Origin of the sequence: Nonomuraea polychroma, assembly GCF_004011505.1 — a bacterium.
Taxonomy (GTDB): Bacteria; Actinomycetota; Actinomycetes; order Streptosporangiales; family Streptosporangiaceae; genus Nonomuraea; species Nonomuraea polychroma.
In genome coordinates, this window is sequence record NZ_SAUN01000001.1 from 7,171,002 (window position 1) to 7,184,497 (window position 13,496).

Sequence of the window (13,496 nt, forward strand, 5' to 3'; positions counted from 1 at the left end):
TCAGGTTGCGCGCTTGAGGTCGTAGAAGAACACCACGTTGGGATAGGCGGGATTGTCCACGTATCCCTGGACGTCGTCCGTGAGCGCGCGCTGGTAGGTCTGCACGTACGGCACCGCCACCGCCGCCTGCTCCTGGATGATCTTCTTCTGCAGATCCTGGTACGCCATGTCCGCCTTGAGCTCATCGGTGGCCGTGAGCTGCGGCAACGCGTCGATGGCCGCGTCGATCCCGGCGTTCTTCAGGTAGGAAAGGTTGAACTGCGGCTTCTCTGCGCTCTTGAAGACGTTCACGAACCAGGAGTAGGCGTCCGGGTAGTCCGGATACCAGTACATGACGAAGATGTCCTGCCCCTGCTTCTTGCCCAGATCCCACTGCGCGTTCCAGCTCATGGGCTTGGCCTGCAGAGTCACGTTCAGCTTCTTCAGCGCCGAGCTGAGCAGTGTGACCAGCAGCTTCTGGTCCTCGTCGCCCTGGGCGTAGGTGAGGCTGAGCTTGAGCTCGGGGAGGTCGGGGCCGTACCCGGCCTGCGCCAGCAACTCCTGCGCCTTGGCCAGGTCCTGCTTGGGCTCCATGCCCGCGGCGTGGCCGAGCAGGCCCTGCGGCACCAGGCCGCTGGCCTTCGTGCCCGAGCCCTTGAGCGCGGCGATCAGGCCGTCGTAGTCGATCGCCGCCTGCAGCGCCTGCCGTACCCGCACGTCCTTCGTCGGCCCTGATGCGGTGTTGAACAACACGAGCAGGTTCTGGAACGACGGCACCTGCGCGGTCTGCACCTTCGCGGTCGTGCCGGCCTGCTGGAAGAGCTGCGGGTTCAGCCGCTGGACGAAGTTCACCTCGCCGTTCTGCAGCAACTGCCAGGCCGTGGTGATCTCCGGCGTGACGCGGAAGGCGACCTTCTTGTACTGCTCCGGCTTCCAGCCACCCCAATAGCCCTCGAACGCCTTCAGCGTGAGCTCGGTCTCCTTGCCCTTCTGCCAGGAGTCGATCGTGTACGGTCCGGTGCCCGCCGTCGTCTTGCCGTCGGGATCCACGGCGTTCACGTCGTAGATGTAGGCCGCGTAGCCGGAGGAGGCGACGAGGTCGAGCGGCGTGGCGTACTTGAGCGTGAACTTCAGCGTGGACGCGTCCACGGCCTCGATCGTGTCGACCGCGTCCCAGATGTAGGCGGCGCCGCCCTTCTTCTCGATCGTGCGCTCGATGGCCTTCTTCGCGGCCTCGGCGTCCATCGTGGCGCCGGAGTGGAACTTCACACCCTGCCGCAGTTTGAACGTCCACTCCTTGCCGTCGTTCGCCGAGGTCCACTCGGTGGCCAGGCGCGGCTCGGCCTTGCGGGTCTCCGAGTTGTACCTGGTCAGGCCCTCGTAGATGTTCGACAGGGCGACGATCTCGTTGGAGTAGGAGGTCGCCGGGTCCCAGTCGGTGACCACGTCGAGATTGGGCGCGTAGACGAACGTGCTGTCGTTGGCCTGCGCGGCCGCCGACTGGCTGCCGCTCGCCTGCGGCTGTGGCGTCCCGCCGGCGCCGCGCACCTGGCCGCCCGCGCACGCGGATGCGGTCAGGGCCAAGACACCGGTGACTCCGGCCACGAGCAGACGCTTGTGCCAGCGCATGGTGGGGGGATCCTTTCGGTCATTCACCGGGCTAGGGGTCCGGCTGCTTTGACGTGTACCCGCACGGCGGGCTCGGAGAGGTAGCTCAGCGGCACCTCGAGGAGATCGACGATCTCGACCGCGGAGGGGTCCGCCCCCGCCGCCACGGCGCGCGCCGCGGCCTCCTCCTTGGCCTTTTCGATGGCTTCTGACCGGCTATCTCCCGCAGGCAAGATCGTATCGACTCTGCCGCTCGCCAGTGCGATCGCGGCGCCCACGGCATTGGCCACTTCGGCGTGCTGGGGGCGGATCACCGGTCCCGCGCCGGGGACGCGCTCCGGCAGGACGAACGCGCCGCCACCCACCGCGACCAGCGGTCTGTCGGATTTGCCGAGCGCCATCCTGTCCACCGCGTCGATCACCATCTCGTCCGCGACGGCTACCGCCCTTTCCAGCATGTCGGCGATTCCTTCCGACATGTCACCCAGGCGGGCGCGCCAGCCGGGCTCGCCGGGCGGGGTACGTCCGGCCGCCACGGCGGCGTCGGTCATCGTCGCCGTGCTCCCGCCGAACACCAGCGCCTCCCGGACGATCCGGTAGCCGACCGAGTCCGGGCCGATCCCCTGCTCTCTCACCACGGTCCCGCCGCCGAGCGCGATGGCCAGGATGTCCGGCATGCGGAAGTTGGTCAGCACACCGCCGATCTCGACCGCCGCCGCCGACTCCCTCGGGAACCCGCCGGCCAGCACCCCCAGGTCGGTGGAGGTGCCACCCACGTCGACCACGATCGCGTCCGTCACCCCCGACAGGTACGCGGCCCCGCGCAGCGAGTTCGCCGGGCCCGATCCGATCGTCGACACGGGCAGTCGCGCGGCGTGCTCCAGCGTCATGAGCGTGCCGTCGTTCTGGGCCAGGTACGGCCGGGCTCGTAGGTCGCGCTCGGCCAGGGCGGCGACCAGGGCGCCGGTCACGTGGGCGGCGACACCGTACAGGGCGGCGTTGAGCACGGTGGCGTTCTCGCGTTCGAGCAGCCCGAGCGAGCCGATCTCGTGGCTGAGCGAGACCGGCAGGCCGTACTCGGCCCGGACCAGCTCCTCGACCAGGCGCTCGTGCTCGCCGCCTGCCGGGCTGAACACGCTGGTGACGGCCACGGCGTCCGCGTCGACGCCGTCCAGGAAACGGCGGATCGCGCCGAGGTCCGGCGGGCGGATCTCCCTGCCGTCCACGTAATGGCCGCCGGCCACGATCGTCTCGCCCGCCGAGACGGCCTTGCGCAGGTCATCCGGCCAGCCGGACAGCGGGGGCACAGAGGTGGTGGCCGGCGCGCCGAGCCGCAGCACGGCCACCCGCCCCAGGTTGCGGCGCTCCAGGATCGCGTTGGTCGCGTGCGTCGTGCCGAGCATGACGCGGGTGACCCGGTGCTGCGCGTCCCCGAGCTCCGCCAGGACCGCGTCGAGCGCGGCCCGCAGCCCCTCGGTCACCTCCGGGGTCGTCGGGCGCTTCGCCTTGGCGATCACCCGTCCCTGGGCGTCGAGCATGACCGCGTCGGTGTTCGTGCCTCCGACGTCGATCCCGATCCCGAGCTCCGGCAGGTCAGCCATGTGCCGTCAGCTCCTCGACAGGAACGTAGTCCAGCTCGTACCCGAACGCCCTCGGCCCGGCCGTCTCCAGACCCTTGGAAGTACGCCAGAGCGGGTCGCACGGCCAGGCGAGCACCGTCACCCGCTGGCCGTACCTGAGGCCCTCGGTCTGGATGGCGCCGGCGGTCTCGGTGTCCACCACCGTGATCAGATCGGGAACCATGGCCAGGACCCGGCCGTTCTCGACGGCGACCAGGTTCTCGTTCTGGAGTTCCAGGGTGAGGGTGCGGCCCCGGTCGTGGCCGGTGCCCTCGATCGTGGCCGTGCCTCGTACGAAGCCGCCCATGGTGCGCCGCTCGACGTCGGTCAGCTTGCCGGTGATCAGCCGGGCGGCGCCGAGCCGATCCCGCAGCGCGCCCAGGGGGTCGGCCGGCGAGCGCCCGGCCGCCTGGGCCCCCGTCGGTGAGGCGCCCTCGGTGGCCCGGCCGATCTCGAGCGCGCGGGTGACCGTGCCCTCGATGACCGCGCCCCGCGCCCGCGCGGCCGGGAGCACGTAGTCGGCCATGAGCGCGGACGACCCAGCCGCCACGCACACGGCCCTGGCCAGCCGCTCCGACCACAGGCCGTCGACCGGGCGGATCGTGACCACGTTCCCCGCGACGTCGGTCATGATCACCAGGTCGGCCGGCAGCCCCGCCACGTACATCGACACCATCTGGACCTCAGGAAAGGCCCGCCCCATGCCGTCGGCGTCGAGCAGCGGCAACCCGAGCTGCGCGGCCCAGGCGACCGGGGCGACGCCGTTGGAGCCGCCGATCTCGGACGACATGACCGCGCTGGGCGGGCGGCCGAAGAGGCGCTCGACCTCCTCGGCGATGCGCTTGGGCTCGTCCTCGCTGTGGATCATCTCGTGGCTGACGGTCGGCGCCCCGATCCCCGACAACGGCATGATCAGCGCGTCGTCCGCCAGATCGGCCAGCCGGACCAGCGGCACCTCGCCGTACTCGCGGATGGCCCGTGCGGCGGCCAACGACCCGGTACGCACGTCGCCTCCGCCGCCGGTGCCCAGAACGGCGCACCCTCGGGCTAACGCCGGAATATCGCTCACATCAATGCTCATTTGGCGACTCAACCAACCATATGGGGCCTCAATTCGCCAGTCCGGCACGTGTGGGCGCCGGCAAATCCGTTGCGCGGTCGCGGTGGCGACCGGCAGGATCGAGGCCATGAACAGCGGGCGAATGCGCATGCGGCACCGTACGGGCGTGTCCTGACCTCCAGGACCCTGCCCGTCGCTCAGGCGGGTGGGGGCGCTGGTGTGCCCGGCGATTTCATAAGTCGTTTCAGGCGGGTTCGATCCCCGCACCCGCTACGAGTCTCCCCATGCCGTGGCACGCTGGTGTCATGCGGATTTCGGTGGCCGCCGACAGCAAGGACGGCGTGGCCGAGCGGGTCGTGACGGAGCTGCGCAAGCGCGGGCACGAGGTGGTGACGCACGGCGCGCTCAACGACGAGGAGCGCGACGACTGGGCGTGGGCCTCGGAGCTGGCCGCCAGGGACGTGAGCGAGGGGCGGGCCGACCAGGCGGTCGTGTGCTGCTGGACCGGGACGGGCGCGTCGATCGCGGCGAACAAGGTGCCCGGCGTGCGGGCCGCGCTCTGCGTCGACGCCTACACCGCCGACGGGGCCCGCAAGTGGAACGACGCCAACGTGCTGGCGCTCAGCCTGCGGCTCACCTCCGACGTGGTGCTCGACGAGATCCTCGACGCCTGGCTGGAGGGACGGCCGAGCACGGACTCCGCCGACGTCGCCAACGTGTCCCACCTGGACGAGATCTGAGCATTAGGCTCTCCGGCATGGCCGACTTACACTGCACGCACTGTGGTGAAGAGGGGCTGGAGGCCGGGTTCATGGATTCGGGCGAGAGCGCCAAGGGGTTCGCCCGGTGGGTCGAGGGCGCTCTGGAGCGCGGGGTCTTCGGCGGGGCCAAGCTGATGGGCAGGCGGAAGTGGGAGATCGAAGCCTATCGCTGCCATTACTGCAACCACCTTGAGCTTTTCGCCCGCCGCCCCGACTGACCGGGAACGGTCACGGCGTAGACACGGAAATCGTCGGCCCGGGCGTCTAGGGTGCTTGGCATGACCGACGTGCTGCTGCGCGGCGGGCTCCCCTGGGGGCTCGGGGCTGCCGCTGACATCCTCGTCCGCGACGGCCTGATCCACCACGTCGGCCAGGGCATCGACGCACGGGACGACGCCCTGGTCGTGGACATCGCGGGGCAGCTGGTGCTGCCCGGCCTGGTCGAGGCGCACTGCCACCTCGACAAGACCCTCTACGGCGGGCCGTGGGTGCCCCACTCGGCCGACGACACGCTGGCCGGCCGCATCGGCAACGATCTGGGCAGGCGGGCCGAGCTCGGCGTTCCGAGCGTGGAGCGGATCGGCGCGCTGCTGGAGCGCATGAGCGCGGCGGGCACCACCCATGTGCGCACCCACACCGACATCGACCCGCTGGTCGGGCTGCGCGGCGTGGAGGCCGTGCGCGAGGCCGCCGCCCGCTCCCCCGTCGAGGTGCGTCAGGTGGCCTTCCCGCAGCACGGCCTGCTCATCAATCCGGGCACGGCGGAGCTGCTCGAAGAGGCGCTGAAGAGCGGTGTCGAGGCGGTCGGCGGGCTCGATCCCGCGGGCATCGACCGTGACCCCGTGCGCCATCTCGACCTGATCTTCGGTCTGGCCGAGCGCTACGGCGCGCATGTGGACATCCACCTGCACGACGGCGGCTCGCTGGGCGGGTGGGAGCTGGAGCTGATCAGCGAGCGCACCAAGGTGCTGGGACTGGGCGGCCGGGTCACGGTCAGCCACGCTTACGCGCTCGGCCAGCTCGACGACGCCTACCAGGACCGGCTGATCCAGGGCTTCGCCGAGGCGGGCGTGGCGCTGGCGACCGCGGCCGTCTACAGCTTTCCGGTGCCGCCGGTGAAGAAACTGCGCGCCGCGGGCGTCACCGTGGCGTGCGGTCACGACGGCATCAGGGACCTGTGGGGCCCTTACGGCAGTGGCGACATGCTGGAGCGGGCCATGCACGTCGCATACCGCAGCACGTTCCGCAGGGACGCGGACATCGAGCTGGCGCTGGAGGCCGCCACCTACGGCGGCGCCCGCGTGCTGGGGCTGGAGGGCTACGGGCTCACCGAGGGCGACCGGGCCGACCTGGTCGTGGTGCCGTGCGCGAGCGCGGCGGAGGCGGTCGTCGTTCACCCTGCGCGCACTCTGGTCATGAAGGACGGCGTCGTCCTGCACAATTGACCGGCGGGACCATCGAAAGGCAGGCAAGTGCTCTCTATACACCAGCGGATCGCGGCAGAGCTCGGCGTACGCGACGGGCAGGTGCAGGCGGCCGTCGAGTTGCTCGACGGCGGCGCGACCGTGCCGTTCATCGCGCGATACCGCAAAGAGGCCACCGGCGCGCTCGACGACGCGCAGCTGCGCACGCTGGAGGAGCGGCTTCGCTACCTTCGCGAGCTGGAGGAGCGCCGCACGGCGATCCTGGAGTCGATCGAATCCCAGGGCAAGCTCGACGACCAGCTGCGCGAGCAGATCATGGCGGCCGAGACCAAGGCCAGGCTCGAGGACATCTACCTGCCTTACAAGCCCAAGCGGCGCACGAAGGCGCAGATCGCCCGCGAGCTGGGGCTGGAGCCGCTGGCCGACCAGTTGCTGGCCGACCCGACGCTGAGCCCGCTGGCCGTCGCCGAGGGCTTCGTGACCGAGGGCGTCGCGGACGCGGGCGCGGCGCTGGAAGGGGCCAGGGCGATCCTGATCGAGCGGTTCGCCGAGGACGCCGACCTCATCGGCGAGCTCCGGGAGCAGTTCTGGAGCCGCGGGCAGCTGGTGTCGAAGGTGCGCGAAGGCAAGGAGGAGGCGGGGGCCAAGTTCTCCGACTACTTCGAGTTCGGCGAGCCGTTCACGAAGCTGCCCTCGCACCGGATCCTCGCGATGTTCCGCGGCGAGAAGGAAGAGGTGCTGTCCGTCACGCTGGAGCCGGACGACAGCCCCGACTACGAGCTGCGCATCGCCTCCCGGTTCGGCGTCGCCGACCAGGGACGGCCGGCCGACAAGTGGCTGACCGAGACCGTGCGGTGGGCCTGGCGCACCCGCATCCTCGTGCATCTGGGCATCGACCTGCGCATGCGGTTGTGGCAGGCGGCCGAGGAGGAGGCCGTGCGGGTGTTCGCGGCCAACCTGCGCGACCTGCTGCTCGCCGCGCCGGCCGGCAGCCGCACGACCATGGGGCTGGACCCGGGACTCCGCACCGGGGTGAAGGTGGCCGTGGTTGACGCCACCGGCAAGGTCGTCGACACCGCCACCATCTACCCGCACGAGCCCAAGCGGCAGTGGGACCAGTCGCTCGCCGTGCTGGGCGCGCTGGCGCAGCGGCACGGGGTCGAGCTGATCGCCATCGGCAACGGCACGGCCTCCCGCGAGACCGACAAGCTGGCCGGTGAGCTGGTCAAGCTCATGCCGGGGCTGACGAAGATCGTGGTCTCGGAGGCCGGGGCGTCGGTCTACTCCGCGTCCGCGTACGCGTCGCAGGAGTTGCCGGAGCTCGACGTGTCGCTGCGTGGCGCCGTCTCCATCGCCCGCCGGCTGCAGGACCCGCTGGCCGAGCTGGTCAAGATCGATCCCAAGTCGATCGGCGTCGGCCAATACCAGCACGACCTCGCCGAGTCGAAGTTGTCGCGTTCGCTGGACGCGGTGGTCGAGGACTGCGTCAACGCCGTCGGCGTCGACGTCAACACCGCGTCGGCGCCGCTGCTCACGCGGGTGTCGGGCATCGGGTCCACGCTGGCCGAGAGCATCGTGCGCCACCGCGACGCCAACGGCCCGTTCCGTACGCGGTCGGCACTGAAGGAGGTGCCGCGGCTCGGGCCCAAGGCGTTCGAGCAGTGCGCGGGCTTCCTGCGCATCCGGGGCGGCGACGACCCGCTCGACGTCTCCAGCGTGCACCCGGAGGCGTACCCGGTGGTCCGCCGCATCCTCACCTCGGTCCAGACCGACCTCAAGTCGTTGATCGGCAACACGGTGGCGCTGCGGTCGATCAAGCCGCAGGACTTCACCGACGAGACGTTCGGCCTGCCGACGGTCACCGACATCCTGCGGGAGCTGGAAAAGCCGGGCCGCGACCCGCGTCCCGCCTTCAAGACCGCCACGTTCAAGGAGGGGATCGAGAAGATCTCCGACCTGACGTCCGGGATGATCCTGGAGGGTGTCGTCACCAACGTGGCCGCGTTCGGTGCGTTCGTGGACGTCGGCGTGCACCAGGACGGTCTTGTCCATGTGTCGGCCATGTCCCGCACCTACGTCAAGGACCCGCGTGACGTGGTCAAGCCGGGCGACATCGTCCGCGTCAAGGTGCTGGACGTGGACATCCCCCGCAAGCGCATCTCGCTGACCCTGCGCCTGGAGGACGAGACCACCGCCGGAGACGGCTCCCACCGCTCACCCGGCCGTCAAGGCGGCGCCCGCGGTGACGGCGCCCGCGTAGACGGCGCCCGCGTAGACGGCGGCCGGGGTGACGCTGGGCGCGGCGACAGCGGTCGAGGCGAAGGCGGCCGTGGCGAAGGTGCCCGGGGCGACGGCGGCCCACGCGGTCGCGGCCAGGGCAGCCGTGGCGATGCTCCACGCGGGGCGGGCCAGGGCGGCGGCCGTGGGGAGGGTCAGCGCGGCCAAGGTCGAGGCGACCGTGGCGACGGCCAGGGCCAGGGCGGCCGTGGTGACGGGCAGCGCGGATCGGGCCAGCGCGGCAACGTCGACGGCGGGCAGCGCGGGCGCGGAGACGGCCAGCGCGGCGGTCAGCGCCGCCAGGACCGCCAGGCCCCGATGGGCGCCATGGCTGAGGCCCTCCGCAAGGCCGGCCTCACCGGCGACAACGGACGCTGAGCCAGTCAGGGGGCGCCTGGGCGACAACCGCCCAGGCACTCCGCTCATCGGCGCCTTGATCGCCTGGCGTCACGGCCTACATCTGCTGCTCCCTAGCGGAATCAGTCGAAGAGTTCCTCGGCGGTGGTGACCTCGAGAGACCGGTCGAACCAGGTCTCGAGCAGGGCGAGGTCCGTGCACCTCAGGATCCGCTCCCGAACCGAGTCCATGACAGGGATGCCGCGTCGCTCCAGGATCCTCAGCACGACCTTGGCTTCGCCCTCGGCCCGTCCCTCGGCCCGTCCCTCTTCACGCAGCATCTCCGCGAACTCGGACTTGAATCGGTAGTTCTTCATGGTCATCGCTGAGCCGGGATCAGTCGAAGAGTTCCTCAGCAGTGGTGACCTCGAGAGACCGGTCGAGCCAGGTCTCGAGCAGGGCGAGGTCCGTGCACCCCAGGATCCGCTCCTGGACGGACTTCGTGACGGGGATGCCACGCCGCTTCAGGATCCTCAGCACGGACTTAGCTTCGCCGCGAGCCTCGCCCTCGCTGCGGAGGATCTCGGCGAACTCGGACTTGAATCGGTAGTTCTGCATGGTCATCAGACGCCTCCAGGTCTGTCGAGCCAGGCCGGCTCCGAGACCTATTTCCGTTTGCTCGGCGATGTATTGGGCGGTGTCGGTGTCGACAGTGTTCAGCGCGACGTCCAGGGCTTCCAGTATGGCATTGACCTTGGGAGATCGCGCGTGTGTGAGCGCTGAGAACATGGCGAGCACCACGTCCGTGCACGCCTCGGCCGGATCGGTGATCTGGGGCACGTTGTCGGGGCCGAGCACGATGGGGTAGACGATCAGGCACGGGTGGCCGGCCAGGCCGATGCGCTTCGGTTCGCGAGCCCATTTGGCCGTGGCCTCGTCCTGGCAGATCACCAGGAGCACCACCGGACACTCGAACTTGATGTGCGCGTAGCTGAGGTAGTAGGCCCATGCGGCGATCTTGTCGTCGTCCGGCCGCATTTGGGACTCGCCGATGATCACGTGCTTGGCGCCCCACGGGGTCTTGAGCAGCATCACCGTGTCGCAGCGCCGCTCGATCGGCGTGATCTCCGTGAGGTCGGTGTCGACGACAGCGACTTCGCACGAGATCGGGAAGTCGATGTTGAGCATCTTGAAGGCATGAGAGAACAGCCCCGGATTGTCGCGGAAGATGCGATGGAGTGCCTCATGCTGGGGGAAGGCATGCACGGAACGTTAGCATTCAATAACGCTGAGTCGCGACGGTTTTCGAAAGCTCTGCCGGACAAACGCGGTGGTCGCCAGACCACCGTCGAGAGATACGGTCGGATGGTGAGCACATCAGCGTTTACCAAGGCGATCGCCCAGGCCCGCGACCTGCTCAGGTGGCATTCTCCGCTGCGAACGGAGCTATGGGCTGCGCGGCTCACGGCGAGCCTGGATCAGGCCCTGGTCCCTGCGTTCCTGCGGGAGCTTGCGGAGGACGGCACGGCGGAGGCACGGCTCACGCTCGTGGCTCTGGCGGCGGTCAACCCGACCCCTTCGCCCAGCGGTGCCGTCCCATCCGCCGGCACGGCCGAGGCCGATGACTCGGAGGCGTACGCGCGGGCCGCGGAAGGGCTGATCGACACACTGCCGACATGGGTCAGCCGGATGGGCCGGGTGACGTGCGAGGGCGCCTGGTACGGCAAGGCCGACCCGTACGGTGAGCAGGTCCTGGCGGTCCTGTCCTTCCGGTACGAGAACAGCAAGGAGCCGCACATCCTCGTCGTGGGGATCGATCAGCCGAACGGCGGGATAGCGGTCGACGCGGTGGTGGAGGAGCCGAAGTTCCTCGACGACCTGCACCTGGACGCGGCGGAGCCGCAGGTGGTCGCGGGCCGGATCCTGGACGCGTTCGAGCTGGGTGACCGGATCATGGGTGCGGCGGTCGCCGACACGCTGCCGGAGGTCCGCCCGCTGGCGATCGCCAGAGCCCGCACGGTGCCGGGGCTCATCCGCGGGGCGGGTGACGACACCGCGGTCCGATTCGATGAGCTGCCGGACCTGCCAGGGGCGCGGGAGGCGTTCGAGAAGCTGGTGGAGTTCCTCGGGGACCGCCCGCTGTGGTGGAGTCCGGTAAGGGTGTCGCAGTTCCTGACGTCATGGTTGCCCCGGGAGGCGATCATGTCGGACGCGGCCATCGCCGCGATGCCGGAGGTGGTGCGCGCCTGGAGCCGCTTCTCGGGCGATCACCCTGCCGTGCTGCGTCACATCGACGAGGACGCGCCGCGCCTGCCTGCCCTCATGGCCGACGACTCCCTGGCCGGGCTCGCCAAACGCATCGCTCAGGGCCGCCTCTGACCGTACGGCTCCGCATCACCTGGTGAGCTGGGCTGCCGCGCTGGACAGGAGCATGTCGAGGGCCGTCGGGTAGACGCTGTTGTTCATGCGGGCCACCAGCAGCGGTGCCGTGGCGGCGATGTTGGGGTGGGTGGCGGCGGGCAGGCGGGCGTACGTGTCCCGCCACACCTCCTCGTCGGCCTCCCGCGCGGCCGCGGGCAGGGCCAGCGTGGCGGCGTCGAGGATGGAGAAGGCCAGGCTCTGGTCGATGAAGGCGTGGTAGATGCGCACCGCGTCGGCGTCCGGGAAGCCCGCGCCGCGCAGGACGCCGAGGATCGTCTCGTCTGCCGCCACCTCGTTCGGGAGTCCCGTGACGCGACTGGCGGTCAGGACTGCGGCCTGGGGGTGGGCCAGGTAGGCGTGATGGATGCGCAGCCCGAGCTCGCGGAGGTCGGATCGCCAGTCGCCGGTGGACCGCCAGCCGGCCATGGCGTGGGCGATCAGCTCGTCGGCGATGGCCAGGATGAGGTCGTCCATGCCGCGGAAGTAGCGGTAGACGGTGCTGGCATCGGCGCCCAGGGCGAGACCGAGGCGCCGGGCGGTCAGGCCGGCCGCGCCGTGCTCACGCAACATGCGCAGCGCGGTCTCGACGATGAGCTGGTGGGTGAGGACCTGGCCCTGTTTGGTGGGGCGGCGCCGCCGCCGGCCCGCCTCGGGCACCACCCGTTTCGGCATCGAAGCCCTCCTTATGCCAACGCCATTGACGTTGATGAGCGTAGTCGAGTTGGATGAAGGACACAGCCACTCAAAAGCGGATAAAGCGGATAAAAGGATTATTGTCATGCGTATCCTTCTCGTAGGAGCCGGCGGGGTGGGAACCGCCATCACGCGGATCGCCGCTCGCCGCCCGTTCTTCGACCACATGGTGGTCGCCGACTACGACCTCCCCCGCGCCAAGGCGGCCGTCGCCGCACTGGGCGAGCACGCGACCAGGTTCACCCCCGCCAGGATCGACGCCGCCGACGCCGCGGCCGTCACCGCACTGCTCCATGAACACGCGTGCGACGTGCTGCTCAACGCCACCGACCCGCGTTTCGTGTTGCCGCTGTTCGAGGCGGCGCTGGCCGCCGGCGTCGACTACCTCGACATGGCCATGTCGATGTCGAAGCCGCACCCGGAGCGCCCGTACGAGGAGGTCGGCGTCAAGCTGGGCGACGAGCAGTTCGCCAGGGAAAAGGAGTGGACGGGGAAAGGCAGGCTGGCGCTGGTCGGCATGGGCGTGGAGCCGGGGCTCGCCGACGTGTTCGCCAGGTACGCCGCCGACGAGCTCTTCGACGAGATCGAGGAGATCGGCATCAGGGACGGCGCCAACCTCACCGTCGACGGCTACGAGTTCGCCCCGTCGTTCTCCATCTGGACCACGATCGAGGAGTGCCTGAACCCGCCGGTCATCTATGAAAAGGACCGCGGCTGGTACACGACGGAGCCGTTCAGCGAGCCGGAGGTCTTCGACTTCCCCGAAGGCATCGGCCCGGTCGAGTGCGTGAACGTCGAGCACGAGGAGGTGCTGCTCGTCCCCCGGTGGATCCCGGCGCGGAAGGTCACCTTCAAGTACGGCCTCGGCGAGGAGTTCATCGGCACGCTCAAGACCCTGCACGCGCTCGGCGTGGACAGCACCGAGCCGGTCCCCGTCAGGACCGATCAAGGCACGGCCCGGGTGGCGCCGCGCGACGTGGTCGCAGCGGTCCTGCCCGACCCGGCCGGGCTCGGCGACCGTATGCACGGCAAGACCTGCGCCGGCACCTGGGTGAAGGGACTCAAGGACGGCCGGCCGCGCGAGGTGTACCTGTACCACGTGGTGGACAACCAGTGGTCGATGCGCGAGTACGGTTCCCAGGCCGTGGTCTGGCAGACCGCCGTCAACCCGGTGATCGCGCTGGAACTGCTGGCGAGCGGGGTCTGGAAGGGCACGGGCGTGCTGGGTCCCGAGGCGTTCGAGCCGCGCCCGTTCCTGGACCTGCTGGTGCAGTACGACTCACCATGGGGCATACGGGAGCAGTGAGGAATCATGGAC

General features: G+C 69.9%; 12 protein-coding genes and 1 tRNA gene. 7 read left to right on the forward strand and 6 right to left on the reverse strand.

The window, feature by feature from the left end; all coding sequences use genetic code 11:
- Genes EDD27_RS32640 through EDD27_RS32650 form a run of 3 tightly spaced genes read right to left on the reverse strand, consistent with a single transcriptional unit; the run spans position 1 to position 4,275 of the window.
- Entirely contained in the window at positions 1–1,608 is a 1,608-nt protein-coding gene (locus EDD27_RS32640) for an ABC transporter substrate-binding protein (RefSeq protein ID WP_127935805.1), read from the reverse strand.
- Between the two features lie 23 nt (positions 1,609–1,631).
- The gene (locus tag EDD27_RS32645; protein WP_127935806.1) at positions 1,632–3,188 is read right to left on the reverse strand and encodes a hydantoinase/oxoprolinase N-terminal domain-containing protein; all 1,557 of its coding nucleotides are present in this window, start codon (positions 3,186–3,188) and stop codon (positions 1,632–1,634) included.
- Positions 3,181–4,275 (reverse strand): DUF917 domain-containing protein, encoded by a 1,095-nt coding sequence (locus EDD27_RS32650; protein ID WP_127935807.1) that lies wholly within the window; start codon positions 4,273–4,275, stop codon positions 3,181–3,183. The genes EDD27_RS32645 and EDD27_RS32650 overlap by 8 nt, the downstream gene beginning before the upstream one ends.
- A gap of 191 nt (positions 4,276–4,466) precedes the next feature.
- On the opposite strand from EDD27_RS32650, the gene EDD27_RS54700 reads away from it, so the two are divergent.
- From EDD27_RS54700 to EDD27_RS32670, 5 genes are all read left to right on the forward strand, one after another.
- Positions 4,467–4,539 (forward strand) — tRNA-Met (locus tag EDD27_RS54700).
- Between the two features lie 32 nt (positions 4,540–4,571).
- The gene (locus EDD27_RS32655; protein ID WP_127935808.1) at positions 4,572–5,006 is read left to right on the forward strand and encodes an RpiB/LacA/LacB family sugar-phosphate isomerase; all 435 of its coding nucleotides are present in this window, start codon (positions 4,572–4,574) and stop codon (positions 5,004–5,006) included.
- Positions 5,007–5,023: 17 nt separating this feature from the next.
- Positions 5,024–5,245, forward strand: a complete 222-nt coding sequence (locus EDD27_RS32660) for a hypothetical protein (protein ID WP_127935809.1) — start codon at positions 5,024–5,026, stop codon at positions 5,243–5,245.
- 60 nt (positions 5,246–5,305) lie between these two features.
- A complete protein-coding gene (locus EDD27_RS32665; RefSeq protein ID WP_127935810.1) occupies positions 5,306–6,472 on the forward strand; it encodes an amidohydrolase in 1,167 nt (388 codons plus the stop codon).
- Between the two features lie 27 nt (positions 6,473–6,499).
- Entirely contained in the window at positions 6,500–9,106 is a 2,607-nt protein-coding gene (locus EDD27_RS32670) for a Tex family protein (RefSeq protein WP_127935811.1), read from the forward strand.
- 101 nt (positions 9,107–9,207) lie between these two features.
- Here the strand turns inward: EDD27_RS32670 and EDD27_RS32675 are convergent, their stop codons facing one another.
- Together EDD27_RS32675 and EDD27_RS32680 are read right to left on the reverse strand one after the other, a co-directional pair.
- Positions 9,208–9,441, reverse strand: a complete 234-nt coding sequence (locus tag EDD27_RS32675) for a hypothetical protein (protein ID WP_206641765.1) — start codon at positions 9,439–9,441, stop codon at positions 9,208–9,210.
- A 19-nt stretch (positions 9,442–9,460) separates the two neighbouring features.
- Positions 9,461–10,330 (reverse strand): hypothetical protein, encoded by an 870-nt coding sequence (locus EDD27_RS32680; RefSeq protein ID WP_127935813.1) that lies wholly within the window; start codon positions 10,328–10,330, stop codon positions 9,461–9,463.
- A gap of 102 nt (positions 10,331–10,432) precedes the next feature.
- Between EDD27_RS32680 and EDD27_RS32685 the strand changes: the two genes are divergently transcribed.
- Entirely contained in the window at positions 10,433–11,443 is a 1,011-nt protein-coding gene (locus tag EDD27_RS32685) for a hypothetical protein (protein WP_127935814.1), read from the forward strand.
- 15 nt (positions 11,444–11,458) lie between these two features.
- Here the strand turns inward: EDD27_RS32685 and EDD27_RS32690 are convergent, their stop codons facing one another.
- Positions 11,459–12,157, reverse strand: a complete 699-nt coding sequence (locus EDD27_RS32690; RefSeq protein WP_127935815.1) for a TetR/AcrR family transcriptional regulator — start codon at positions 12,155–12,157, stop codon at positions 11,459–11,461.
- A 106-nt stretch (positions 12,158–12,263) separates the two neighbouring features.
- On the opposite strand from EDD27_RS32690, the gene EDD27_RS32695 reads away from it, so the two are divergent.
- Positions 12,264–13,484, forward strand: coding sequence for a saccharopine dehydrogenase family protein (locus EDD27_RS32695; protein ID WP_127935816.1), 1,221 nt, complete (start codon positions 12,264–12,266; stop codon positions 13,482–13,484).
- Positions 13,485–13,496 lie beyond the last annotated feature (12 nt).

Excerpts from the sequence above, each read along its gene's own strand:
- EDD27_RS32675 (WP_206641765.1), bottom strand. The coding sequence starts at position 9,441 with ATGAAGAACTACCGATTCAAGTCCGAGTTCGCGGAGATGCTGCGTGAA.
- EDD27_RS32665 (WP_127935810.1), top strand. The coding sequence starts at position 5,306 with ATGACCGACGTGCTGCTGCGCGGCGGGCTCCCCTGGGGGCTCGGGGCT.
- EDD27_RS32660 (WP_127935809.1), top strand. The coding sequence starts at position 5,024 with ATGGCCGACTTACACTGCACGCACTGTGGTGAAGAGGGGCTGGAGGCC.
- EDD27_RS32645 (WP_127935806.1), bottom strand. The coding sequence starts at position 3,188 with ATGGCTGACCTGCCGGAGCTCGGGATCGGGATCGACGTCGGAGGCACG.
- EDD27_RS32690 (WP_127935815.1), bottom strand. The coding sequence starts at position 12,157 with ATGCCGAAACGGGTGGTGCCCGAGGCGGGCCGGCGGCGGCGCCGCCCC.
- EDD27_RS32695 (WP_127935816.1), top strand. The coding sequence starts at position 12,264 with ATGCGTATCCTTCTCGTAGGAGCCGGCGGGGTGGGAACCGCCATCACG.
- EDD27_RS32640 (WP_127935805.1), bottom strand. The coding sequence starts at position 1,608 with ATGCGCTGGCACAAGCGTCTGCTCGTGGCCGGAGTCACCGGTGTCTTG.
- EDD27_RS32655 (WP_127935808.1), top strand. The coding sequence starts at position 4,572 with ATGCGGATTTCGGTGGCCGCCGACAGCAAGGACGGCGTGGCCGAGCGG.